This is a genomic window from Streptomyces sp. AC550_RSS872 (assembly GCF_019049285.1).
GTDB lineage: Bacteria > Actinomycetota > Actinomycetes > Streptomycetales > Streptomycetaceae > Streptomyces.
Genome location: NZ_JAGMUL010000028.1, coordinates 47616 through 71203 on the forward strand (window position 1 = coordinate 47616; position 23588 = coordinate 71203).

27 protein-coding genes are annotated in these 23588 nt (G+C 72.2%); 14 read left to right on the forward strand and 13 right to left on the reverse strand.

From position 1 onward, the window contains the following. Positions 1-51: 51 nt before the first annotated feature. The gene (locus KUM44_RS14185; protein WP_217208215.1) at positions 52-645 is read right to left on the reverse strand and encodes a hypothetical protein; all 594 of its coding nucleotides are present in this window, start codon (positions 643-645) and stop codon (positions 52-54) included. A gap of 149 nt (positions 646-794) precedes the next feature. Between KUM44_RS14185 and KUM44_RS14190 the strand changes: the two genes are divergently transcribed. Next, positions 795-1853, forward strand: a complete 1059-nt coding sequence (locus tag KUM44_RS14190) for a helix-turn-helix domain-containing protein (protein ID WP_217208216.1) — start codon at positions 795-797, stop codon at positions 1851-1853. A gap of 43 nt (positions 1854-1896) precedes the next feature. On the opposite strand, the gene KUM44_RS14195 is transcribed toward KUM44_RS14190, so the two are convergent. The 5 genes from KUM44_RS14195 to KUM44_RS14215 all read right to left on the reverse strand — a co-directional run bounded on the left by KUM44_RS14195 (position 1897) and on the right by KUM44_RS14215 (position 5786). After that, positions 1897-2262, reverse strand: coding sequence for a hypothetical protein (locus tag KUM44_RS14195; protein WP_217208217.1), 366 nt, complete (start codon positions 2260-2262; stop codon positions 1897-1899). After that, on the reverse strand, positions 2259-3602 hold the full coding sequence (locus KUM44_RS14200) for a hypothetical protein (protein WP_217208218.1): 1344 nt from the start codon (positions 3600-3602) through the stop codon (positions 2259-2261). Before KUM44_RS14200 ends, KUM44_RS14195 begins: the two co-directional genes overlap by 4 nt. A 5-nt stretch (positions 3603-3607) precedes the next feature. Further along, a complete protein-coding gene (locus KUM44_RS14205; protein ID WP_217208219.1) occupies positions 3608-3949 on the reverse strand; it encodes a hypothetical protein in 342 nt (113 codons plus the stop codon). Between the two features lie 68 nt (positions 3950-4017). Beyond that, entirely contained in the window at positions 4018-4809 is a 792-nt protein-coding gene (locus KUM44_RS14210; protein ID WP_217208220.1) for an SDR family NAD(P)-dependent oxidoreductase, read from the reverse strand. Beyond that, entirely contained in the window at positions 4806-5786 is a 981-nt protein-coding gene (locus KUM44_RS14215; RefSeq protein ID WP_217208221.1) for an NAD(P)-dependent oxidoreductase, read from the reverse strand. The genes KUM44_RS14210 and KUM44_RS14215 overlap by 4 nt, the downstream gene beginning before the upstream one ends. 167 nt (positions 5787-5953) lie before the next feature. Between KUM44_RS14215 and KUM44_RS14220 the strand changes: the two genes are divergently transcribed. Next, positions 5954-6913 carry a D-2-hydroxyacid dehydrogenase family protein gene (locus KUM44_RS14220; RefSeq protein WP_217208222.1) on the forward strand — a complete coding sequence of 320 codons (960 nt, stop codon included), beginning with the start codon at positions 5954-5956 and terminating at the stop codon, positions 6911-6913. Here KUM44_RS14220 and KUM44_RS14225 read toward each other — a convergent pair. The 5 genes from KUM44_RS14225 to KUM44_RS14245 all read right to left on the reverse strand — a co-directional run bounded on the left by KUM44_RS14225 (position 6910) and on the right by KUM44_RS14245 (position 10471). Further along, the gene (locus tag KUM44_RS14225; RefSeq protein WP_217208223.1) at positions 6910-7494 is read right to left on the reverse strand and encodes a DUF2087 domain-containing protein; all 585 of its coding nucleotides are present in this window, start codon (positions 7492-7494) and stop codon (positions 6910-6912) included. The two genes, KUM44_RS14220 and KUM44_RS14225, sit on opposite strands and share 4 nt — an antisense overlap. Positions 7495-7553: 59 nt before the next feature. Beyond that, on the reverse strand, positions 7554-8414 hold the full coding sequence (locus KUM44_RS14230; RefSeq protein WP_217208224.1) for a tyrosinase family protein: 861 nt from the start codon (positions 8412-8414) through the stop codon (positions 7554-7556). Next, the gene (locus KUM44_RS14235) at positions 8398-8907 is read right to left on the reverse strand and encodes a tyrosinase cofactor (protein ID WP_217208225.1); all 510 of its coding nucleotides are present in this window, start codon (positions 8905-8907) and stop codon (positions 8398-8400) included. Before KUM44_RS14235 ends, KUM44_RS14230 begins: the two co-directional genes overlap by 17 nt. 90 nt (positions 8908-8997) lie before the next feature. Beyond that, positions 8998-9615, reverse strand: a complete 618-nt coding sequence (locus KUM44_RS14240) for a vitamin K epoxide reductase family protein (RefSeq protein ID WP_217208226.1) — start codon at positions 9613-9615, stop codon at positions 8998-9000. 133 nt (positions 9616-9748) lie between these two features. Then, positions 9749-10471, reverse strand: coding sequence for a beta-glucanase (locus KUM44_RS14245; RefSeq protein ID WP_217208227.1), 723 nt, complete (start codon positions 10469-10471; stop codon positions 9749-9751). A 294-nt stretch (positions 10472-10765) separates the two neighbouring features. Here KUM44_RS14245 and KUM44_RS14250 point away from each other — a divergent pair, with 294 nt between their 5' ends. From KUM44_RS14250 to KUM44_RS14265, 4 genes are all read left to right on the forward strand, one after another. Continuing rightward, positions 10766-11158: a hypothetical protein gene (locus KUM44_RS14250; RefSeq protein WP_254389508.1), complete on the forward strand. Its 393-nt coding sequence runs from the start codon at positions 10766-10768 to the stop codon at positions 11156-11158. Between the two features lie 387 nt (positions 11159-11545). Next, positions 11546-11881 carry a hypothetical protein gene (locus KUM44_RS14255; protein WP_217208228.1) on the forward strand — a complete coding sequence of 112 codons (336 nt, stop codon included), beginning with the start codon at positions 11546-11548 and terminating at the stop codon, positions 11879-11881. A gap of 66 nt (positions 11882-11947) precedes the next feature. Beyond that, entirely contained in the window at positions 11948-12268 is a 321-nt protein-coding gene (locus KUM44_RS14260) for a hypothetical protein (RefSeq protein WP_217208229.1), read from the forward strand. A 61-nt stretch (positions 12269-12329) separates the two neighbouring features. Next, positions 12330-12650 (forward strand): hypothetical protein, encoded by a 321-nt coding sequence (locus KUM44_RS14265; protein ID WP_217208230.1) that lies wholly within the window; start codon positions 12330-12332, stop codon positions 12648-12650. A 382-nt stretch (positions 12651-13032) separates the two neighbouring features. Here KUM44_RS14265 and KUM44_RS14270 read toward each other — a convergent pair whose 3' ends face one another. Next, positions 13033-13338 (reverse strand): hypothetical protein, encoded by a 306-nt coding sequence (locus KUM44_RS14270; protein WP_217208231.1) that lies wholly within the window; start codon positions 13336-13338, stop codon positions 13033-13035. 194 nt (positions 13339-13532) lie between these two features. Between KUM44_RS14270 and KUM44_RS14275 the strand changes: the two genes are divergently transcribed. The 8 genes from KUM44_RS14275 to KUM44_RS14310 all read left to right on the forward strand — a co-directional run bounded on the left by KUM44_RS14275 (position 13533) and on the right by KUM44_RS14310 (position 22990). Further along, positions 13533-14672, forward strand: coding sequence for a glycosyltransferase (locus KUM44_RS14275; protein WP_217208232.1), 1140 nt, complete (start codon positions 13533-13535; stop codon positions 14670-14672). Next, positions 14669-16135 carry a sugar transferase gene (locus KUM44_RS14280; protein ID WP_217208233.1) on the forward strand — a complete coding sequence of 489 codons (1467 nt, stop codon included), beginning with the start codon at positions 14669-14671 and terminating at the stop codon, positions 16133-16135. The genes KUM44_RS14275 and KUM44_RS14280 overlap by 4 nt, the downstream gene beginning before the upstream one ends. Positions 16136-16222: 87 nt before the next feature. Further along, a complete protein-coding gene (locus KUM44_RS14285; RefSeq protein WP_217208368.1) occupies positions 16223-17554 on the forward strand; it encodes an O-antigen ligase in 1332 nt (443 codons plus the stop codon). Beyond that, positions 17551-19254 carry a murein biosynthesis integral membrane protein MurJ gene (murJ, locus tag KUM44_RS14290; protein ID WP_217208234.1) on the forward strand — a complete coding sequence of 568 codons (1704 nt, stop codon included), beginning with the start codon at positions 17551-17553 and terminating at the stop codon, positions 19252-19254. Before KUM44_RS14285 ends, murJ begins: the two co-directional genes overlap by 4 nt. After that, the gene (locus KUM44_RS14295) at positions 19244-20035 is read left to right on the forward strand and encodes a polysaccharide deacetylase family protein (protein ID WP_217208235.1); all 792 of its coding nucleotides are present in this window, start codon (positions 19244-19246) and stop codon (positions 20033-20035) included. Before murJ ends, KUM44_RS14295 begins: the two co-directional genes overlap by 11 nt. Beyond that, positions 20032-21174 carry a glycosyltransferase gene (locus tag KUM44_RS14300; protein ID WP_217208236.1) on the forward strand — a complete coding sequence of 381 codons (1143 nt, stop codon included), beginning with the start codon at positions 20032-20034 and terminating at the stop codon, positions 21172-21174. The genes KUM44_RS14295 and KUM44_RS14300 overlap by 4 nt, the downstream gene beginning before the upstream one ends. Beyond that, positions 21171-21845 carry a lipopolysaccharide biosynthesis protein gene (locus KUM44_RS14305; RefSeq protein WP_217208237.1) on the forward strand — a complete coding sequence of 225 codons (675 nt, stop codon included), beginning with the start codon at positions 21171-21173 and terminating at the stop codon, positions 21843-21845. The genes KUM44_RS14300 and KUM44_RS14305 overlap by 4 nt, the downstream gene beginning before the upstream one ends. Then, positions 21842-22990, forward strand: coding sequence for a GNAT family N-acetyltransferase (locus KUM44_RS14310; RefSeq protein ID WP_217208238.1), 1149 nt, complete (start codon positions 21842-21844; stop codon positions 22988-22990). Before KUM44_RS14305 ends, KUM44_RS14310 begins: the two co-directional genes overlap by 4 nt. Here the strand turns inward: KUM44_RS14310 and KUM44_RS14315 are convergent. Next, on the reverse strand, positions 22981-23490 hold the full coding sequence (locus KUM44_RS14315; RefSeq protein ID WP_217208239.1) for a hypothetical protein: 510 nt from the start codon (positions 23488-23490) through the stop codon (positions 22981-22983). The genes KUM44_RS14310 and KUM44_RS14315 overlap by 10 nt on opposite strands. Between the last annotated feature and the right edge of the window lie 98 nt (positions 23491-23588).

A 23588-nucleotide genomic window follows, 5' to 3' on the forward strand; every position in this document is an offset into this window, starting at 1 on the left:
AGAGCAGGATGCTACGGGACTCCGGCAGCGCACGACGGGAGTGGGCGTTCGTCACGGACCGGGGCGCACTGGCCGGCGGTTCGCTGACCGCCCTTGTCGTAGCCACCCTCGGCCGGCCGTACGGCGGGTGGGGGGTGGTGGTGTGGGCCGTGCTCGTCGGTCTCCTGGTCGCCCAAGTACTGAGTCGGCGCTCGGAACGCTGACGCCCCGCAGGGGGCCCTCGACCCGGGCCACGTCCTGAGACCCCTTGTCGCGGTCCCGGTCCTGTGCCCGGTCCTGTGCCCGGCCGAGGTCGGGCACCCCGGGTTCGTCGGAGAAGAGACGGTGCAGGGGCCGTACGAAGAGGCGGGTCATCCTCCATGCGGCGAGCAGTGCCAGGACCGGTACGGCCATGCGCAGCAGTCCGGTGGTTACTGGGCCCGGCGAGGTGAACACGGCCAGTGCGAGAGTCCCGCCGATACTCAGGGACCAGGCGAGGACGGTCAGCGCGCAGACGGCGATCGTCTCCGGTACGCCGCCCATGCCCCAGGCACGAAGGTCCAGGTCGGCGTCGAAGCTGTCGGTGGTGGCGAAGCCCGCGGCCGTGTTCGGTGGCGCATCGCCTGCTCCGGGCTCCGGTGCCGGACACCTGCCGGTGTCCGGCACCGGAATCCCCCGTAGTGCTCCCCGCACGTCATGGTGCACGGCAGGCACACGCCCGCGCATTGCCGGTTTCCGGCAACGTTCATTAGGGTCTGTATGCCGGTGAGCCGCTAAGGAGCCGTCATGGGCGCGTTAGGAATCCGGGAGACGACGTGACGGAACGGGAGATTCCCGAGCAGTATCTGGAGGGCTATGCCCAGATCCTGGCCGAGGTCGCGGCCACGGGGCGGCGGCTCACGCGGGAGGAGCTCACCTCCCGCAGGGACCTCGGTGAGCTGGCCGCGGACGCCGGTCACGGACTGCGGGCCCTCGTCAGCGCCCACCTGGCCGCCGCCCGCACGGCATGGCCGGCCGTTCCCGGCTCGGCCGACAGCGCCCTGGCCGCCGTGCACCAGGTCATCGACGCCTTCTCCGAGGGCTACGAACGCGCCCAACGCAACGCCGTACGCCAGGAGGAGGCCGCCCGCCGGGAGTTCATCGACGACCTCCTCTACGGACGCAGCGACCTGGGCCGCCTCGCCGAACGTGCCGAACGCTTCGGCCTGCGCCTCTCGCACGCCCACGCCGTGGCCGTCGCCCAGGGCCCCACTGCCTACGAGGAAGGCGACAAGGTTCCCCAGCAGGTGGAACGCGCCCTCATCACCCGCTTCGGCGACCGCAGCATCCTGCTCACCACCAAGGACGGCCGCATGCTGTGCATCGCCCCCGGCCATCAGGAGGAGGTCCTCGCGCACTTCGCCCAGCAGGCCCACGCGGCCACGGAAGGCGGCCGGGTCGCCGTCGGCCGCGCGCAGCCCGGACCCGGCGGAGTCGTCCACTCCTACGAAGAGGCGCTCAACGCCTTGGAACTGGCCGAGCGCCTGGAGCTGGAGGACCCGGTCCTCCACGCCGCCGATCTGCTCGTGTACCCCGTCCTGACCCGCGACCGGCAAGCCATGGCCGATCTGGTGCTCAACAGCCTCGGCCCGCTCACCACGGCTCGGGGCGGCGCGGAGCCCCTCCTCAAGACCCTCACCGCCTACTTCGACGCGGGCTGCGTGGCCGCCGAGGCCGCCCGCCGCCTCTCGCTCAGCGTGCGCGCCCTGACCTACCGGCTGGAACGCATCCACAAGCTCACCGGCGCCGACCCCGCCGACCCGGCTCACCGCTACCTGCTCCAGACCGCGGTGATCGGTGCCCGACTGCTGGACTGGCCGGCACAGGACCTCTGACGGCACACAGGTCGAGGCCCGGGGCACCCGGGCGCCGGCCTCCTCAGCGCGTCGGAAGGAACACCGTCAGGCGCCCCCAGGCCGCCAGCGTGAGCGCCGCGCACGGCACGAGCCACCACAGCCGCAGCCGGCGGCGTGCCACCGCCAGGACAGTGACCGGTACGGTGAGCAGGGCGGAGGCGAGGGCGATCGTTCCGAAGAGGTGGATGTGGTCGTACGCCTGGTGGTCCCAGGGGCCGAGCGGGTTCGACAGGTAGGCGACGGCGGTGGCGGCCGCCGCCACGAGGAAGCCGAGGACCAACAGGACCGCGCAGGCGGCGCCTTTCAGTCGCGAGGCCCGTGACGACGACTTCGGCGCCTTCGATGCCTGCGGTGCCCGCGGCTCCGGTGAATCCGGTGACACGGTCACGACTCCAGTGCCCGCTTCGCGTCCTCGACACTGTCGTCGAATCCGAGGCCGTACCGCTGGGCGTCGTCGCTGCGGTAATAGGGGCCGCCGTTGTAGCGCGCCGCGAGTTCCCGCATCTGTTCTCTCGTCATCCGCTCCGGCGGCACGTCGGCGAACTCGCTCTCGGCCTTGAGCTGGGCGAGGTACTCGGCGGCGATGTAGATGTTCTGGCCCGGGTCCCTGGAGGCGTTGACCACCTCTTCGCGCTGGGCGTCGGTGAGGTTCTGCGGGTCGTAGCCGAGGACTTCGGCGGACCGGCGTACCTGGATGGCGATCGGGCCCATGGAGGTCTGGTCCGCCTCTCCCGTGCCGGGTAGGTGACGACGCACCCCGTAGGCGGCCTCGTCGATCCAGGAGGGGTCGCCCTCGACTTCCATCCAGGCGATGCCCGCCACCATCTCGGGAGGCAGTCCGGAGCTGTGCGCGGCGTCGTTGATCAGCGCCTTGTTGCCCGAGATGTACCGGCGGCGCCCGGCGTCGTCGTCGGACGGCAGATACAGGTAGTGGTCCTGCGCGCCCGGCAGACCGGCGAGCCTGTCCCGGATGCGCCGGAGCGACGGCGAGACCGGCGTGTCGCCCGACACCCCGGGGATCGAGTCGACCTTCGTGCCGGTGCCGGGAAGCTGGGTGTCCGGGTCGCGGCCGGCGTCGCTCACCTCCCGGCTCAGCGCGTCCACCGCGCCGACCAGCAGGGCGGGGTAGGCGCTGTCCCCACCGCGGAAGTCCGGCAGGGACCGCAGGGCCGCCCGTATCTCGTGCACGCAGTCCTCCCGGGCCGCGGACTCCACCTGCTCGGCGTCGCCGTAGTGGCCCTGGGTGGCGTTGTAGTACTGCTCGGCCTCTTCGCGGATCGCGTCCACGTCGACGGTGAGTTCGGCAGCCCAGTCGAGGAAGCCGGTCGTGGCGCGCAGGTCCTCCCACTGACGCAGTGGCTCGGCGGCGCGCGCCGTGGGAGTGATCGCCTGCGCTTCCCGGGACATCACCTCGACCAGACGGTCCTCGGTGGTCCGCCCGCTCTCGAAGTGCCCCTTGGCCCGCTCGACGGCCGCCGCGTAGTCGTCCAGCGCCTTGCGTACGCGTCTGAAGGCCGCCGCGAGGTGCTCCGCCAGGTCGAACGCCTCCTTCAGCCGCCTGGTGTAACGCTCCCGGTGTGCGCTCTCCCACTCGACCTTCCCGGCCTTGCGGAAGTCGTCGTCGCACGAGGCCAGGAGGGTGTGCAGGCGGCCGTACTCGGCCGCGGTCCGTTCGATCAGCTGTGGGTTCGACGCGTCGAGGAACTCCACGTCCGCACGGTAGGCCATGGCGCTCACCGGTCCTCGGGCACGATGTAACGGCCGTTGTCGAGCAGGTCGTCCATCGCGCGCTGCGCGCTCGCGTCTGCCCGCACATACGCGTTTCCCGTCGAGCGCAGCCTGGTCGACAGGGCCGACAGCAACGTCACCAGGTCGCCGTACTGATCATGCGCGTACCGAGCGAAGTCCTCGACCGCTTCGGCCACTTGGGGATGCGAGCGCGGCACGCGGCACTGCGTGGCGTTCTCCCCGTCCATGCGCCCGGCGTACAGCAGTCCGGCCAGCTCGTTCAGCAGATGCGAACTGCCGTCGATGGACTCGGCTTCTGCCGAGAACCCTCCAGGCCCCGTGGTCATCGCTCCCCCGATGTCGACAATGATCGCGACCGTGAGCATGCCAGTTGCGGATGCAATCTGTCACGCTGTCACAGGTCGGTCCCCCCGCTGACGTCCAGATACTGACCGGTGATCCAGCGGGAGTCGTCGGAGGCGAGGAACGCCACCACGTCCGCCACGTCGGAGGGCCTGCCGATCCGGTCGAAGACCGAGCGTGCGGCCAGGGCGGCCCGCGCCTCGGGCGTCGTCCTGCGCCGGGCGTTCATGTCCGTCTCGATGAACCCGGGTCCGACCGTGTTGACGGTGATGCCACGAGGGCCGAGTTCCTTCGCCAGAGCCGGCGTCATCGTGTCCAGCGCGCCCTTGGACATGGCGTAGGCCAGCGACTCCGGAAAGGCGCGCCGCGAGGCGAGGGAGGAGACGTTGACGATACGGCCGCCGTCACGCATCCGCGGCAGCGCGTTCTGCACGAGGAAGAACGGCGCCTTGGCGTTGACGGCCATCATGCGGTCGAAGACCTCGGGAACCGCCTGCCCCACCGGCCCCGAACCGCTCGCCCCCGCGTTGTTCACCAGGATGTCCAACGAGGCCTCGGTACCCGCCGCCTCATCGCCCCGCTCCCCCCGCAACCCGGCGTCGAAGGCCTCGAAGACCGCGGCGGCGTCGCCCGGCACGCCGAGCTCGGCCCCGAGCGCGAAGGCCCGCCCGCCGTTCCGCCGTATCTCCCCCACGACTTCCAGGGCGGCGGCCTCACTGCGCCCGTAGTGGACGCCGACCAGCGCCCCGTCGCGGGCGAGGCGGGTGGCGATGGCGCGGCCGATGCCCCGGCCGGCCCCGGTGACCAGTGCGATCTTGCCCGTCAGCGCGCGTTCGATGTTCACGAGGACCCCCTGTCCGTGGTGGAGCAGTACAGGAACTGCCGGTACCACTGCTCATGGTGGGACAGCCCTCGCGCGAACCCGGTCCCGGGATCCGCCCCCACACCGGCCCAGAACCCGTCGTCCGCGAACCAGTGGTCCACGGCGAGCAGGTCGAGGTGGTGCAGTGCGCGCGGCTGCCCGGCGAGCCGTGTCCGGGCCTCTTCGATGTCCAGCGGGGCGCCGGGCAGGTGCAGGTCGAGCAGGTCGGCCACCGTGTCGAGCAGCTCCGAACTGTCCACCGGCCTCGGGTGGTTGACGTGATGCACGCCCGACAGTTCCCGCTCCGACAGCCCGGCGGCGAGCACCGCACGTCCCAACGCCCGTACGTCGACGACGGAGTGCCGGGCGGCACATCCTTTGAGGGGCGCCGACAGCAGTCCCAGTACGGCGACCAGGCCCGGCACCACCCATCGGTCGCCGGCGCCGAGCACGAGGTGCGGGCGCAGCACGACGCCTCCCGCGTCCAGCACATGCCGCTCGGCGGCGACGCGGGAACGGCTGGTCGGTGAGGCCGGTGCGAGCGGTGGCCCGCCCGGGGGCGCGGCGGTGAAGGGCCCTTGTCCGTAGACGGCGGCCGTGCTCACGTAGACGACGCGGGCCACTCCGGCGCGCGTCGCCTCCTCGACGAGGGCGCGGGTGCCGTGGTCGTTGACGGCCTCGGTGAGCCGTTCGTCGGCGCCGATGTGGGAGGCGCAGTGCAGGACGACGTCGACGCCGTCGCAGACACCGCGCAGGGACGACGGATCGGTCAGGTCGGCCCGTACGACGTCCGCCGCCGGCGCGTCAGCGGGATCGACGCCGCGTGGCAGGCTCCCCGGATCCCGTAACACGAGCCGGACCGGGGGTGGTACGTCGCCGCCCCGCGACTCCCGTAGGGCCGCGACGACATGGCCGCCGATGAAGCCGCTGCCTCCGGTGACGAGGATGCGTGGTGACAAGGTGGGGCCTCCCTCTGGCCGACCGTTCCGCGGGCCATGATCAACAGTCGGTGACGAACCCGCCGCGGGTCAATCTCGCCTGGGCTCGCCGCACCCCGCACCCCGACGGTCGGACCCCTTCCGTAGAGTCGGTCCGGTCGGTGCCCCGGCCATGGAAAGGAACCCCCGTGCGGCTGCGCTGTGCTGTGCTCGACGACTTCCAGAACGTGGCGACGGAGGTCGCCGACTGGTCGCCGCTCGCGAACGAGGTGGAGGTCGTCCCGTTCACGGCCCACTTCCCCGACGAGGACACCCTGGCCGTGGCCCTCGCCGACTTCGACATCGTGGTCACCCTGCGGGAGCGCGTCCCCTTCCCCGCCTCCCTGATCGCCCGGCTCCCCCGGCTGAAGCTGCTCATCGCCTCCGGCATGCGCAACACGGTCATCGACTACGCCGCCGCCGAGGCGCACGGCGTCACCGTCTGCGGCACGGCCAGCACCTCGACCCCGCCCGTCGAACTCACCTGGGCCCTACTGCTGGGCCTGGCCCGCGGTCTCGTCGAGGAGAGCAACGCCCTGCGCTCCGGCGGCCCCTGGCAGCAGACGGTCGGCGCCGACCTGCACGGGCGTCGCCTCGGACTGCTCGGCCTCGGCAAGATCGGCAGCCGCGTGGCCCGGGTCGGCCTCGCCTTCGGCATGCGTGTCACCGCCTGGAGCCAGAACCTGACCAAGGAGTACGCCGACGAGGTGGGCGTCCACCTGGCCGCCTCCAAGGAGGACCTGCTCGCCGAGAGCGACTTCGTCTCGATCCACCTCGCCCTCAGCGACCGCACCCGCGGCCTCCTCGGGCCCGCCGAGATCGCCCTGCTCAAGCCGACGGCGTATCTGATCAACACCTCACGCGCGGCGATCGTCGACCAGGAGGCGCTGCTCGGCGCCCTGCACGCGGGCCGTATCGCCGGCGCCGGCGTGGACGTCTTCGACGCCGAGCCCCTCCCCGCGGACCACCCGATGCGCACGGCCCCCCGGCTGCTCGCCACACCCCATCTGGGCTATGTCTCGCAGGCCAACTACGCGACGTACTACGGCCAGGCGGTCGAGGACATCCAGGCGTACCTGGCGGGTTCACCTCTACGACGGCTGCCCTAAGCGGCGGGCGTGGCCTCGGCCGGCCTGCGGTAGATGCCCTCGCTCCGGCGCAGATGGTGCAGGTCCACCAGATAGCGCCGGAGCGTCACATGGTCGATGTCGTCGCTGCCCTCGCACCAGGCCCGCAGCTTCTCGTTGACGGTCCGCTCCGGGTACTCGACGCCCGGCTCGAAGGTCCGCTCGGCGATGTGCCGCAGCACGAGCTTCTTACGGGTCCACCGTGCGGGCAGCCGGACCAGCCGCCCGTCCCGGACGAAGGTCCGCAGGACCAGGTCGGCGGCCCGCTGCTCCCCGGACGCGCGGCTCTCGGCGGCCCCGGCGTCGCGCTCCCGCCGGGCAGCCGTTCGCGCGTACTCCTTGAACAGGCTGTAGGCCACGCCCAGTTCCCCGTCGTCCCCGGTCGTCACCACGCCCTGCTCCCGCAGCCGCAGCAAGGCCGTGGCCGTCTCCTTGGCGGGCAGCCCCGCCGCCCGGGCGACCTGCTCGGCGCTGCCCGCGCCCAGCGCCACGGCCGCGAAGGCGCGTACCCGGCTCTCCTCGGCGAACAGTCGGACCAGTTGTTCCGTCGGATCGGTTGCCATGCCCGGAGGCTAGTGGACCCTGGCCCGCGGGGCTGAGCGATTTTTCGGCGGCCCCGGTCTCATCCGTACCGATAGATCCCGGACATGTCCTCCAGCTCGTCCGGAGTGACGTCCCACGGTGGCAGCTTCTCGTTGCGGGCGACGATCCGGCCGTACTGGGAGCTGCCTCGCCCCGGTGGCTTCGCCGGCGCATAGCGGTGTTTGCGGTGGCGCCGCTGCCAGCGCTGCCACTGCATGTCGACGAAGGCGTGGACCAGCCAGAAGACGGGGTCGTTGACGGACGCGCCGCCGAGCATGGTGCCCCCGACCCAGCGGTGGACCCGGTTGTGGTTGCGCCACGGGTCGTTGCGGCTGCCCCACCCCTCCATCTTGTTGCGGAAGCCCTTGGTCACCGTGGAGTCCCACGGGGAGACGTCGTAGGCGGGGTCCTTCAGCGCCCAGTTCAGATCGTCCCGCGTGGGCAGGTCGATCGGCCGGCGCGAGCGGCCCAGGTCCCGGGTGAGGAACTCGACGTTGGTGATCCTCGCCCTGAGGGTCCAGTTGCCCGTCGCGTAGGCGAACGGCCCGGTCATCACCCGCCGGTCCAGGGGCCGCCCGTTGCCGCCGAGCAGATCGTCGGTCCACGGCACCGAGGTGGTCGAACGGTCCCGGGTCCAGTCCCAGTACGGCACCGTCACCGAGTCGTCGACGCGGCGCAGGGCGTTCTCCAGGTCCAGCACGAACCGGCGGTGCCAGGGCAGGAACGAGGGCGTCATATGGGCGGCGCGCAGGCCCCGGTCGCCGTCCCCGCGGAAGTGCTCGATGTGCAGCCGTACGAACTCGTCGTACTCACCACTGCGTTTGACCTCGAGCAGTGCCTCGACGAACCGCCGCCGCTCGGTGCGCGTCAGTTTGCTGACGTTCTTACGCACGTACACCATGCTGTGCCTCCCCGTGCGGCCCGTGCGGGTGCCCGCCGTCGAACGGTCCGGGGGCCAGGTCGCGCAGCCGCCGCAGGGGGCCGAGCTCGTCGACGGCGGCGCGGGTCGCCTCCAGCGGGGTGCCGTACCAGCTGTAGTGGTCGACCATGCTCAGCCAGGTGCCGTCGGCACGGCGCATCAGATGCAGCGGCCGGCCGTCCACGGTGACCTGCCACTCGGCTCCGAGGGCGGAGAGGCCATGGAGGGGAAGGGGCGCGCCCTGGATGCGGCGGCCGCGGTAGGTCTCGTCGAAGGGGGTGCCGGTGTCCGGCTGCCCGTCCGCGGGCTGTGCGGGCCGGGAAGCGGTGACGACCGGGGCGAGCGCGACGGCGGCGGAGGCGAGCAGCACCCGCGCGACCTCCCGCCGTGTCCGCCGCTCCGGCTCGCTCCGCACCGGGGCGGCGCCCGCCTCCTGCACCGCACCCACCGGCACTCCGTCTGCGCTGACGGCCATCGCTCACTCCTCGTACGGTTCGGCTGTTCGTACGAGTAACCGTGCGGGGTGCTCCACGGTCACCGCCGAAGCGCCCATACGGTGCAATGGTCAGCTGGTCCAGAAGTCCCACCAGCGGGTCAGGATCAGCATGCCGACGATCCCGATGTGCAGCACGGGAAGCACCCAGGTGAACTCCGCGAAGAAGGTCTTCACCGGGCCCGGCGCGGGCAGGAAGTCGTGACGCACGACGAAGGACGTCACGTACCAGAACAGCGGGATCGTCCCCAGCCAGGCCAGGCAGCACCACAGGCACAGGGCGTCGATCCGGTACAGGGACTCGAACTGGAGCCAGGAGACGAACCCGACGCCGAAGAGGCATCCGGCCGCGAAGGTCAGCCAGTACCAGCGCGGAAACGTGGCCCCGGCCAGCAGACTGACGCCGACGCAGACCACGATGCCGTAGGCCACAAGGCCCAGCATCGGGTTGGGGAACCCGAAGGCCTCGGCCTGGTCGCTCTCCATCACGCTGCCGCAGGACACCACGGGGTTGAGGCTGCACCCCGGTGTGAAGTCCGGGTCCTCCAGCAGCTTGAACTTGTCGAGGGTGATGACCCAGGAGGCCAGCAGTCCGGCCGCCCCGCAGACCACCAGCAGCAGGGCGAACGCCCGGCTGCCACCGACGGTGGGGCGCGAAGGACGTGCGGTGTCGCTCGAGTCAGGGGCCACCGCGCGACCTTATCGACGGCCCGCGCGACTTCCCGGCGTACGCTCCGCCGTCCGGCGGACATCACGGCGGCCATCCGCCCGATCGGGGGACCGGGCCGGACCGGACCGGGGAGCGGGTGCGGGTGCGGGGCGGTCAGCGGTAGACGCGGAGGAAGTCGACGTCGAAGGTGAGGGGCGCCGGGCCGCAGGGTGCCGGGTGGTACTCGCCGGCGCTCAGCGACAGGTTCAGGATCAGATACGCCGACCAGTCGGGGCCGACACCGGTGCCGTCGGAGAAGACGTGCTCGCCGTTGACGTACCAGTCGACGCAGCGCGCGCCGTAGCTGGTGCCGACGGTCACCCAACGGTCCGGGCCGATCGCGTCGGGGTCGGTGTGGCAGGCCGCGGCGTGCTGGACGTGGTTGGACAGCTCCAGCAGATGCGGGTTGTCCGGGTGGTACTCGAAGGAGTCGACCTCGTTCCCGCCGTCCTTCCAGGTCCACAGCGCCGGCCAGGCTCCGCTCCCGGAGGGCAGCCGGACGCCGGTCTCGACGTGGTCCCCGGTCCGCACCTGGAAGCCCTCGGCGGAGTACTCGGTGGTGAGCAGGCCGGTGCGCCAGGCCGGTCGGCCGTTCTCGAGGGTGCGGCAGGCCGGTACGGCGGTGAAGGTGGCCGTCCCGTCGGAGACGGTGACACAGCCGGGGTCGAGCCAGTCCAGCTTGTTGTCGTCCGGGTTGTGGTCGCAGTAGCGGTAGGCGCTCGATCTGTCGCCGACCCATCGGGCGCCCCAGTCGACCGGGGTGTCGAACTCCTCCGACCAGATGAGCGACCTGCCAGGGGGCGCGCTCCGGGGGGACGTGTCGCTGTAGGCGGTCATGGCGGCGAGGGTAAGCCGCGGGACGTCTCCGGCCGGCCCGGCTCGGCGACGGGGTGGGCCGACAATTCCGAAATTCATCTTTCAGGTCGCGCAGGCGGCCCAACCGGGCCGGGTGCACCATACGATCAATTGATTCGCCGACCAGATGTCAAATCCCGCGAAATCCCTCTGCGGATTCCATTCTTCACTCCACTGACTTTCATGCGTATGGAGTAACGCGTCGCTTTTGCAGCGCCCTTGGACTGCTATGTTCTCCAACCGTCGGATCAGAGGTACTTTCAAGCGAGGTGAATCATGAAGAAGGCAGTTTTCACCACTGCGGCGTTGGCCATCGGTGCGGGTCTTGTGGGTGGCTCCGCCGCCGCGGCTGTCGCCGCCGGGGGTTCTGGCGCTTCCACCAGCCCGATCGGCGGGCTCATGTCCCCGACCAAGGTGGCGCCTGCGGTCGTGCCTGCGGCCGACGTGGTGACGCGGCTGGCCCGGGACGGCGGTGTCACCAAGGGCAGCGCGTTCGACAAGACCAAGTCGGGAGGCATGTCCGGTGTCTACCTGGACGGCATGGACCCGAACGCCGCCAAGCGGCCCACCATTCCGGTGAAGAACCCGGCCGGAAGCGGCGAGGTCCAGATCCACCCGCTGCACGCGCCGACGGCCACCGGCCTCGGCACCCTGCTTCCCAACAAGTGACGACCCGGCAACCCTTTGAGTCGGCCGTACCGGCGTATGCCGGCCCCGGAATTCTGAGACTCTGATCCGGTTCTCGACAGCCGGAGACCGCGGACGGCCCGGATACCGAATCCGGACCCGCGACACGGTCTCCGTATACGGCGGGCCCGCACCCACTGGCCCCCGTGCTTCATCCGTCCGGCCCACCGGCCCGCATCCGCCGGCGGGCCGGACGCATGTCGGCGGGGTTCCGGCCGCTCAATTCGGACCGCCGCACCGCAGATTTCGCACGTTGCGCCATCCGAAGGAATCTGGCCGTGTTTGATTGTTCCCGCCGTGACTTATGCATGCATATACGGGTTTCCTTTTCGTAAGCGTGCGCAACCGTGAATTCAGGAAGGAACCGAGTTGAGCAAGAAGTTCGCGGTCATCACGGCCCTCGCCCTCAGCACCGTCGTCGGCACTGCCGGCCTTGCCTCCGCCGGCGAATACGACGGCAACGGCAAGACCACCACCGTCAAGGGCGGCAGCGGCTTCTCGTCGGCACCCGTCGTCGTGAACGCGCCCCAGCAGGGGGTTCTCGTCGTCAACGGCACCCTCGTCGACGGTCGCTGCCTCGCCCCGTGGTCCAACGGAGCCGTTCTCGCCGGCACCGTCGCACCGAACTCGCGCTACGCCGCCTGCAACACGGCCAAGATCGACCAGGCGCAGAACGCCGCGACGTCGGCCGGCCTGCTGATGTGACCTCTGCTGCGAACTCTTCGCAGCAGCACGTGAATTACCCCAACGCAGCCCCGAAAGGCGCAACTCATGCGTAAGAAGGTTACGGCCATCTCCGCGCTCGCGGCAGGCATCGCCCTCGCGACCGGCGGCACCGCCGCGGCCGACAGTGACACCACCACGGTCAAGGGCGGTAGCGACTTCTCGACGGCCCCGGTCGTCGTCAACGAGCCCCAGCAGGGCGTCGCCATCGTCAACGGCACGGTCGTCGACCTCCGCTGTGCCGTGCCGTGGTCCAACGGAGCCGTGCTCGCCGGCACCGTCGCACCGAACTCGCGCTACGCCGCCTGCAACACGGCCAAGGTCGACCAGGCGCAGAACGCCGCGTCGGCGAGTGGCCTGCTGATGTGACTCCTGCTCCGAGGAACTCGGAGCAGGTAAACCCCGAACGCAGTCCGGAAAGGCTCAACTCATGCGTAAGAAGGTTACGGCCATCTCCGCCATCGCCGCGGGCATCGTCATCGCGACCGGTGGCACCGCCACGGCCGACGGTGACACCACCACGGTCAAGGGCGGTAGCGACTTCTCGACGGCCCCGGTCGTCGTCAATGAACCCCAGCAGGGCATCGCCATCGTCAACGGCGCCCTCCTCGACGCTCGTTGCCTCGCCCCGTGGTCCAACGGAGCCGTCCTCGGCGGCGTCGCCGCACCGCGCTCGCGCTACGCCGCCTGCAACACGGAGAAGATCGACCAGGCGCAGAACGCCCCGTCGGCGGCTGGCCTGCTGATGTGACCAGTGCTTCACCCGATGGCGGTCCGCCGGATTTCCGGCGGACCGCCATCGGTGTTTGTGCGCCCCCCCACGAAAGGTGCGGCGCACACAAAGACCGGCGCACACAAAGACCGTGGGCCCTGTCCGCATCAGCGTGCGGACAGGGCCCACGGTCAAGGAGCGCCGGCAAGGAGGAAAGAGCGCCCATTCAGTGGGTTCAACGGAGTTCTTGTCCGCGTGGTCACCCCGATTCCTCCATTCGGCCCAACCTGAATACCAAAGGGCAATCGCACTCCCCCGTACATGCCGAAGGGCCGGCTCCGAGTGACACGGAGCCGGCCCTGGTCATCGAGCCGAAGGCCAACGACGCGGCAGAAAGGAACGAAGGGTCCCGCCGGACCGGCTACTTGATCGGAAGCCCGCCGAGCAGTCGCCCGTCGACGGGGTTCGGCAGGGTGCCGCCGAAGACGGGGGTCTTCACCATGCCCTGCGACTGCACGCCCTTCTTCACCTTGTCCGCGGTGCGCTTCACGTTGTTCCCCACGTAGCCCGTCGGCACCTTGGCGGCCGAGGGGAGGCTGCGGGCGACCGTCTTCCCGTTCTCGACGAGGCCCGACGACGGCATGTCCACCGCGGCGGCGCCGGGCACGGTGGCACCGGCGATGGCGAGGGAGCCGACGACGACGGCAGCAGCCTTGAGGTTCTTCATGATGTTCCTTTCCAGGAATACACGGTCTCGGTTCTCCTGGGCTAACGAGAGGGGATCCCCCGGGAAACCCCCGTGGCTCCGAATGGGTGGTCCCGTGAATGAAACAACTCCGAAAACACCACCGTTCCGACACACTTGACCGCTTCTCAGATAAGTATGGATAAGTGTCTTTCTTCGAAAGGGCGGCCTCGGTCATGCGCATTGCGCCGCATATCCTGCATGTCGCCCAGCCCGTCGAGGGCGGCGTCGCGCGGGTCGTGACGGACCTGGCGGCGGCTCAACTCGCCGCGGGGCTGAGGGTGTCCGTGGCCTGTCCGAAGGGCGGCACGCTGACGGACGACCTGCGGGCACTGGACTGCACGGTGGTCCGCTGGGACGCGACCCGCGCACCGGGGCACCGACTCCCGGTCGAGGTACGGCAGTTGGCGGGCTTGCTGCGCGGTGTGCGGCCGGACCTGGTGCACGCGCACAGCGCGAAGGCGGGGCTCGCGGCCCGGCTCGCGGTGCGCGGCAGTCTGCCGACCGTATTCCAGCCGCACGCCTGGTCGTTCGAGGCCGCGGACGGGATCGTGGCGCGGCTGGCGCTGGGCTGGGAGCGGTTCGGGGCCCGGTGGGCGACGCGGGTGCTGTGCGTGAGCGAGGCCGAGCGGCGCACCGGAGTGCGGTCCGGCATCGACGCCCCGTGGCGGGTGGTCCCCAACGGGGTCGACACCTTCCGGTTCCAGCCGGAGGGCGACCGCGCGCGCTGCGGGGCGGGCCCGCTCGTCGTGTGCGTGGGCCGGCTGTGCCGTCAGAAGGGGCAGGACGTGCTGCTGGCGGCCTGGCCCGGGGTGGTGCGGCAAGTGCCGGGCGCGAGGCTGGTGCTGGTCGGTGAAGGCCCGGACGCGGACGCCCTGCGCTCGGGTGCGCCCGGGTCGGTGGAGTTCGCCGGCGCGACGGCCGACACCGCGCGCTGGTACCGGGCCGCGGACGTCGTGGTGCTGCCGTCCCGCTGGGAGGGCATGGCGCTCGCCCCGCTGGAGGCCATGGCGTGCGGACGGCCGGTGGTCGTCACGGACGTGGGCGGGGCGGGCGAGAGCCTTCCGCCCGGCCATCCGCCGACCTGTCTGGTGCCGCCGGAGGACCCCGAGGCGCTGGCCCGGGCGCTGACGGCACTGCTGCTCGACGGGCCGCTGCGTGCGGCGCTGGGTGCTCAGGCCCGGGCACATGTGCTCGCCGGCCACGAGCTGCGGCACGCCACGGACGCGGTGACCGACGTCTACCGCGAGTTGCTCGGCCTCGCCACCACGCGGGTCGTCGAATCGAACGGGGGCAGGGAGTGCATCACCACATGACCGCGGAGAGCACCGTCGCCTCGCCCGGGCAGCAGCGGACAGCGCAGGACGCCGTCACCGTTGTCGACCCGCGCGGCCGGTCCGCCGGGCGCCGGGCGGCCTCCGGACGCCGGTCGCGTCACCCGCGGACGGTCTCCCGGGCGCCGCTGTGGCTGGTCGACGGCGCCGCCGCGCTGGCGGCCGCGGTGCTGGTCCTGCCCGCACCGCACCACTTCTCGCCGGTCATCGTGGTGCTCGTCCTCGTTGTGATCGGGATGAACCGCCGGGCCACGCTGTACGACACCCTCGTCGTCCCCGGCGTACTCGACGAACTCCCTGCCGTCTGCGGCCGGATCGCCGTCGGCTGGGCGGCGGTCGTGACGCTCTCCCCGCTGCGCTCGCTCCCGCCGGCCGTGCTGGTCGGCGCGGTCACCGTGCACTGTCTCGCGGCCTGTGCGGGCCGTGAAGCGGTGCACGGGCGGCGGCGCCGGGCGCTGCGGCGGCGGCCCTGTCCGGCCCTGGTGGTCGGTCCGGTCGCGATGGCCCGGCTGGTCGCGGCCGCGCTGCTGCGCCAACCGGGCTGCGGCGTACGGCCGGTGGGGCTGCTCTCCGACGACCCGGACGTCCTCGCCGACACCGACGACGAGGCCGGGCCGCCGGTGCTCACCACGGCGCAGGACGCGCGGCGGGCGGTGATCCAGAACGGGGTGGAGACGGTGCTCGTCGTGGGGGCCGCCACCCGGACGGAGAAGGCCGCCGTGCTGCGGGGGCTGGCCGCGCACGGCTGTGTGCTGTGGGAGCTGGACGCGGACCCGCCGTCGTACGGCCTCGGTGGGCGACGTCAGGGGGCGGGGCATCTGGCCGGGTTCTCGCGCAGGTTGCTGGGGCCGGGGGGCGGACGGCGGCGCGGGAGCGTGGGCAAGCGGGTGCTGGACGTGGTGATCTCGGGGCTGCTGCTGGTGCTGGCCGGGCCGGTGCTGCTGGTGTGCGCGGCCGTGTTGCGGGTCATGGACGGGCCGGGCGTGGTGTTCCGGCAGGAGCGGATCGGCAAGGACGGACGGCCGTTCACGATGCTGAAGCTGCGCACCCACCGGCCGGCCAGCGCGCATGAGGCGGCGACCCGCTGGAGTGTGGCGGGCGAGCAGGACATGAGCCCGTTCTGCCACTTTCTGCGGCGCACCTCGCTGGACGAGCTGCTCCAGCTGTGGAACGTCTTCCGCGGCGACATGAGCCTGGTCGGTCCACGGCCCGAACGGCCGTATTTCGTCGCGAAGTTCAGCCAGGCCCATCCGGGCTATCCGGCCCGCCACCGGATGCGGACCGGGATCACCGGGCTCGCGCAGATCCACGGGCTGCGCGGTGACACCTCGATCGAGGACCGGTGCCGTTACGACAACGCCTACATCGACAACTGGTCGCTGTGGCAGGACGTCTGCATCCTGCTGCGCACGGCGGCCCAGTTCGTCCGGCCGACAGGGAGCTGAGCACCGATGAGCACGTCCCCCAAGGCCCCTCCCCCGCTCGCGCCGCCCCGGCCGGAGCCGCGGCCCCCGCTGCGCCGGCCCGGCTCCATGCCGGCCGCCCTGTCCGCCCTGTCCGCCCTCTCCGTCCCGTCCCTGCTGTCCGTACTGCCCGTCCTCGCGGTCGTCGTCCTGCTGGGGCTGCCGGTCACACCGGGCAGCTCCGTCACACCCGCCGACGCCGCCTCCGGACTGGTCGTGCTGTGTGCGCTCGTCCAGGCCGTACGCGGGGCGCGGCGTCCGCTGAACCGGACGGCGGCGGTCCTGTTCGGGCTGCCCGTGGTGGGTATCACGGTCGCCGCTGCCGGAGCGCTGACCACCAGTGACGCGCTCTCGGGACTGGCCCGCCATCTCCAGGTGTTCGTGCTCGTCCCGGTCGCGGTGCTGCTGCTGGTGCGCGACCGGCGGGGCGCCCGGCTGGTGCTGTGGTCCCTGGTGGGCCTCGCGCTGTGGCAGGGGGCCATCGGGGTGCACCAGAACCTCACCCGGACCGGGGCCCTGTATCAGGGGGCCGACATCCGGGCGGTGGGCACGTTCGGGCCGTCCGACGTGATGGGGATGGCGACCGTCGTGGCGTTCGGAGTGGTGGCCGCGACCGGTCTCGCCCTCGGCACGCGGGCGCGGCGGCAGCAGGTCGTGGCGGCCGTGTGCGCGGTGGCCCTGCTCGTGCCGCTCGCGCTGTCGTTCAGCCGGGGCGCCTGGATCGCCACGGCGTTCGCCTGCGGGGCGCAGCTGCTGCTGGTCGGGGTGCGGCGGGCGGCGAAGGTGTTCGCGGCGGCGGCCGCTGTCGCGGTGGTGCTGGTCGGCGGGCTCGGCATGGGCGCGGCGACCTTGCAGGAGCGGTTGACCAGCATCACTCAGGTCACCGACGCGCCGGACCAGTCGGTCGTCGACCGGTACACGATGTGGGCCGCGGCGGGCGACATGTGGCGCGGGCATCCGATCACGGGCGTCGGGCTGAAGGCCTTCCCCGCGCACCGGGACGGCCATGCCTCGCTCGCGCTGTCGTCGGGCAGCGACACGGCCGGAGCCGGCCAGGCCTTCCGCCGTCAGCCGCTGCTCTCCCCGCACAACATGTACCTGCTGCTGCTCAGCGAGCAGGGCATGCTGGGCCTGCTCACGGTCGCGGGCAGCTGGCTCGCCCTGCTGGTGATCGCGCTGCGCCGGCTGCGGCGGAGCGGACGCGCCCTCCGGGACTGCGCGCTCCCCGCGTGCGGGCTGCTGCTGTGGCAGCTCGTCAACTTCCTGTACGCCGACATCGGCGGGCCCTCCACCATCCTCGCGGGGATCTGCCTGGGCCTCACCGCCTGGTGGGCCCTGGGCCGTGAGGCGAAAGTCCCCGCCCGGACGACGGCCCCGGCCGCGGAATCGGACCCGCGATGAGGCCCCGTCCGGCGACGACCGCGCGCGCCCCCGAGCAGGCGCCCGGCGGGGACGCCCCGCGCGTCGCCGAGGGCATCCGCCCTGCCCCGCCGACCGTCCGGCGGACCGGGGCGCCCTCGCGGCGCTTCCTCGCCAGGGCGACGCTGCTCTCCGCCGCGTTGTCGATGGCCGGGGCGGTCCTCGGACTCGGGCGGGACCAGACGCTCGCGCATCTGTTCGGGGCGGGGGTGGACAGCGACGCGTTCCTCGTCGCGTGGACGCTGCCCGAGATGGCGTCGACGCTGCTGATCGAGGACGGGATGGCGTTCGTGCTCGTGCCCGCGTTCAGCGTGGCGCTGGCACGACGGGCGCACGGCGTCGGCGCCCCCGACCCCGTACGCGCGCTGGTCACCTCCTCGCTGCCGCGCCTGTGCCTGGTCCTCGCCGGCTCGGCCGCCCTGCTCGCGGCCCTGGCGCCGCAGGTGGTCGCCGTGCTCGCGCCCGGCCTGCCCGACCCGGCCCTGGCCGTGTCCTGCACCCGGCTGACCGCGACCTGCGTCCTGAGCTTCGGGCTCGCCGGGTACTTCAGCGCGGCGCTACGGGCCCACCGTGACTATCTCGCGCCGGGTGCCATCTACATCGCCTACAACCTCGCGATCATCGCGACGATGTTCGTGCTCGCCGACCGCTGGGGCGTACGGGCCGCCGCCCTCGGTGTCGCGCTCGGCGGGTGCGTCATGGCCGCCGTACAGGCGCCGTTCCTGTGGCGGCGGATCGCCGGAGGCCGGGAGCCCGAACGCTTCTCGCCGGACTCCGGGTACGACGGGGACGGTGGCCGTACGCTCGCGCCGGCCCTGGTCTGCGCGGTCCTGCTGTTCACGCTGTGCCGGCAGTCGCAGGTCCTCATCGAACGCTACTTCGCCTCCGGGCTGCCCGCCGGTGCCATCTCGCACCTCAACTACGCCCAGAAGGTCGCCCAGTTTCCGATGTCGCTGGCGATGATGGTGTGTGTCGTCACCTTCCCGGTGGTGGCGCGGGCCATCGCCGAGGGCGACCTGCGGCGGGCCCGGGACCGGGTCGAGCGGGACCTGACGCTGATGGGCTGCCTCGTCCTGCTGGGTGCCGCCATGGTCGTGGCCTGCGCACCGCAGATCATTCAACTCCTGTTCCAGCGCGGCGCGTTCACCGCACAGGACACCGCCGCGACCGCCGCCGTCATGCGGGTGTACGCGGTGGGGCTGCTCGGACACACGCTGGTCGGGGCGCTGGTGCGGTCGTACTTCTCGACCGGCCGCACCACCTGGTTCCCGCTGCTCGCCATGGGTGCCGGCGCGCTCGCCACCGTCGTCATCGGCGCCTGGGCCGTGGACCCGTGGGGTACACGCGGCCTCGCCGCGGCCAACGCGGCCGGCATCACCCTCACGGCACTGCTCCTGCTGCACGGGCTGGGTCCGCGCAGCGTGCCCGTGCGCGTCCGCTCGGTCGTCGCCGAACTGTCCCGCCCCGTACGCGCGGCGCTGTGCGCCACCGGGGCCGGGCTGTTCTGCGCGAGGCCGTTCGAGTCTCCCGCGGCCGCCGTCGCCGTCGGCTGTACCTGCGTGACCGGCGTCTTCCTGCTGCTGGCCTGGATCCTCGACGCGGCGGGCGTCCGGGCCCTTCTGCTTCCCGTCACGCACTCCGTCCGTAGCTCCCTCACCCGAAAGCTTCGCCATGGTCGCTGACATCTCCGCCGCCCCACGCGCGGCCGAACCCGATCCCGACCCGGTCGCGGGGGGACGCCCGAGACAGGGTCCCGCCGCCTGGGTGGCCATGTACCACTCCGTCTCCGACTGCCGGGACGACCCGTACAACGTCACCGTCACGCCCGACCGCCTGGACCGGCAACTCGGCTGGCTCGCGGCCCGCGGACTGCGCGGGGTGAGCGTGCGGGAGCTGCTCGCGGCGCGGGCCCGGGGCGCCGAGCGCGGCCTGGTCGGGCTCACCTTCGACGACGGGTACACCGACTTCCTCACCCACGCGGTGCCCGTGCTGCACCGCTGGGGCTTCTCGGCCACGGTGTTCGTCCTGCCCGGGCGGCTCGGCGGCGAGAACTCCTGGGAGCAGGCCGGCCCGCGCAAACCGCTGTTCGACGTGGCCGACGTCCACCGGGCCGCGGCCGCGGGCATGGAGGTCGCCTCGCACGGTCTGACCCACCTCGACCTGACCAGGGCAACCGACGAGGTGCTGCACTGCGAGGTCGGCGAGAGCCGGCAGCGGCTCGCCGCCCTCACCGGAGGCGACGTCGACGGCTTCTGCTACCCGTACGGCTGTCTCGACGAGCGCGTCGTCGCCGCCGTGCGCCGGGCCGGGTACCGCTACGCCTGCTCGATCTCCCCCGGCCCGGCCGGCTCCGGCGACCTCGCGCTGCCCCGCATCCACCTCGGGCAGGCGGACATCTCGCTGCGGCTTGAGCTGAAGCGCCGCCTGGCCCGGTACTACGGCCGTGCCCTGGAGGCCGTGTGAAGGCCCTGCACGTCATCACCGGCCTCGGCGTCGGCGGCGCGGAACAGCAGCTGCGGCTGCTGTTGCGGCACCTGCCCGCGCAGTGCGACGTGGTGACACTGACCAACCCCGGCTCCGTCGCGGCCGGCCTGGCCGCCGACGGCGTCCGCGTCGCCCACCTCGGGATGAGCGGCAACCGCGACGTCGACGCGCTGCCCCGCCTCACCCGGCTGATCCGCGCCGGCCGCTACGACCTGGTCCACACCCACCTGTACCGGGCCTGTCTGTACGGCCGGATCGCGGCGCGGCTCGCGGGAGTCGGGGCCGTCGTCGCCACTGAGCACTCGATCGGCGCGAGCCGGCTGGAGGGCCGTCCCATGACCGCGGGTGTCCGCGCCCTCTACCTGGCCGGCGAGCGCCTCGGCCGCGCCACGGTCGCCGTGTCACCGACGGTGGCGCAGCGGCTGCGGCACTGGGGTGTGCCCGGGCCGCGCATCCGGGTCATCCCGAACGGCATCGACGCGCCCCGGTTCCGTTTCGACGAGGTGCGCCGCAAGGAGGCCCGGGCGTTCCACGGGCTGCCGCCGGACGCGTACGTGGTCGGCGGGGTGGGGCGCCTCACCCCGGGCAAGCGGTTCGACCTGCTCGTGCGGGCACTGCACCAACTGCCCGGCGACGTATGGCTGCTGCTGGTGGGTGCCGGCCCCGAGGAGGCGGCGCTGCGGCGCACCGCGCAGCGGCTCGGGGTCGCGGAGCGGATGGTGCTGACGGGCGAGCGCCCGTATCTGTCCCTCCCCGGCGACGACGCGCCGGGCCTTGCCGCCCTGCTGTCCGCGATGGACGTACTCGCCTCGCCGTCGCCGGAGGAGGCCTTCGGCCTGGCCGTGGTCGAGGCGCTGGCGGCCGGGCTCCCCGTGCTGTACGCGAGTTGCCCCGCCGTCGACGACATGCCGCCGGACGCGGCCCCGGGAGCCCGGCGGGTCCGGGGCGGGGCCGAGGCGTACGCGCGGGAACTGCTGCGGCTGCGGGTGCTGGGACGGGACGAGCGGACCGTCCCCGATGTCGTACGCCGCTATGACATCGCGCGTACCGCGCGGCAGTTGATGGATCTGTACACGGCCGCTCTGTCCGGCTCGAACCTGGAAGTGAGTTCCTCATGACCGACAACCCCACTGAGGGTGCCCGGGTGGCCGACCGTTCGCGCTTCCGCGTGACACGGCTGGCCTCATGGTGGTGGCTGCCGGCCGCCGCGCTGGTCGGTGCCGCGGCCGGTGGCGCCTACGGCCAGCTGAGACCCCCGCAGTACACGGCGACCAGCTCCGTCGTCGCCGTGCCGAACGGCACGACCGAGGCCGACTGCACCGACGCGCTCGGTTTCGCGCAGGCGTACGGCCGGGTGGCCACGCAGCTCGCGGTGCTCGGCGACGCCCAGGTGTGGGCGGGCGTACCGGTCTCCACGCTGCGCGAGAGCGTGGACGTGGCGACCTCGCCGGACGCGCCGATGGTGGCGGTGTCGGCGACCGCGTCGAAGCCCTCGCAGGCCGTCGACATCGCCAACGCCGTGTCCCGCGCGCTGATCACGGAGGCGGACCACACCCGCTCGCGCACCGGCATCCGGCTCGAACGCCTCTCCCGGGCCCTGAAACCCACCGAGCCGTCGTCCGCGTCCCCGGCGCTGGCCTCGCTCGTGGGCGCGAGCGCGGGCGGCCTGCTGGGCGGCCTCGCGCTGCTGGCACGGCCGCGGCGTACCCCGGAGGACGACGACGACCAGGGCCACGCCTCGGTCCCCGGCCCGGCAGGCGCCGCCGATGCCCGCGGGACGCTTGGGTGAGCGGGCACGGGCGCGCGCTGTCGGTGGAGGTGTGCACCGACGAGCGCGCCTTCGCGGAGCTGGCCGGCGACTGGGAACGCCTGCACGGTGCGTGCCCGTCCGCGACGGCGTTCCAGAGCCATGCCTGGCTGCACTCGTGGTGGCAGTCGTACGGCAGTCCGGGCGGGCTGCGGCTCGTGCTGGTGCGCAGGGGCGGTGCGCTGGTGGCGGCGGCGCCGCTGATGCGGGTGCGTCGGCCGCTGCCGGCGCTGGTGCCGATGGGCGGCGCCATCACCGACCTCTGCGATGTGCTCATCGACGACGAGGTGGCCGCGCCGGCCGCCGGGGCGCTGGCGGATGGCCTGGCCGAGCTGGCGCGCACCGCCCTGGTCGACTTCCGCGAGGTGCGGCCGGGCGGCGCGATGGAACGCGTCTACCTGTGCTGGCGCGGGCCGCGGCACCGGCTGCCCGACTCGGTGTGCCTGGAGTTGCCCGCCGTACCCATGGACGAGCTGGTCGGGCGGCTGTCCTCGCGACACGCCCAGCGGGTCCGCAACAAGGTGAACCGGCTCGCGCGGCTCGGCATCGAGTGGCGCCTCGTGCGCGACGACGAGACCGACGCCGCGCTGCGCCGGCTGCTCGCGCTGCACCGGCTGCAATGGCAGGGCCGAGGGATGTCGTCGGAGCACGCCCGGCCGCGGTTCCTGGAACACCTGGTCCGCTCGGCGGCGCCGATGACCCGGTCCGGGCAGGCGGCGGTGATGGAGTTCCTGCTCGACGGGACGGTGGTGGCGGTCAATCTGAACCTGCTGTCGGGACGGGCAGGAGGGCTGGCCGGCACCTATCTCTACGGCTTCCATCCGCAGCTGCGGGAGCAGAAGGTGGACGTGGCGGCGATGCTGCTGCACGCGTCCACCGAGCACCTCTCGTCGGTCGACGGACACCGGGTGCTGAGCCTGCTGCGCGGTGACGAGCCGTACAAGTACCGCTGGCATCCCAAGAGGGTCGTCAACCAGCGCCTGCTGCTGGCCCGCCGCCGCACCGCCCCGCTGCTGGCGGCCGCCGTCGCGGAGGCGGGTGCGCGACAGCGGGTCAAACGGGTGTTGCGCCGCGAGCCGGTTGAGACAGAGCAGACGGATCAGGCACAGCAGACGGATCAGCGGTAGCGCTCCTCCCCTCCCCCTTCAGCCGAGGGGGAGGAGTCGCCGCAATCCCGCCATACGCCGTCCTCTTTGACCAGGACCATCTCAAGGCTGTTCCCCGGGATCTCCTTGAGATGGGTGATGGCCACCGCTCTCGTGTCGCTCACCTGCGTGATCTCGTCGAGGACGAAGTGAAGGGCCCCTGGGAAATCCACGTCGGCGTCCGGCCCGGCATGCTCGCGGCGTTGGTCGGCACACGCATTCGCGTAGATGTCCGCGTAGGTGGAGTCCGGATCATTCATGACGTCGACGAACCGCCGGGCCGCTCCCTCCGGGGTGTTGTCGTACCCGTCGGGCCGGGTTACGAGCACAGCGACGGCGATCACGAGGCCGGTGGCTACGACCGCCCCCGAGATCACGGCCGGCCTCCGTCGCCTCCAGACCGACCGAAGCCGTTGCGCCGCCGGCGTGTCGTCGCTCCACTGCTCGGGCGTGCCCTCGCCGGCTGTCGGGTCATCGCTCATCGTCGCGGCCCTCCTCGGCTTGGTGAGCGAGGAGAGTTGTCTAGCAGGCCGGTCTCGGGAGGGGTCCCGGAGTAGCGCGTGCTTCTGCCGATTCTTGC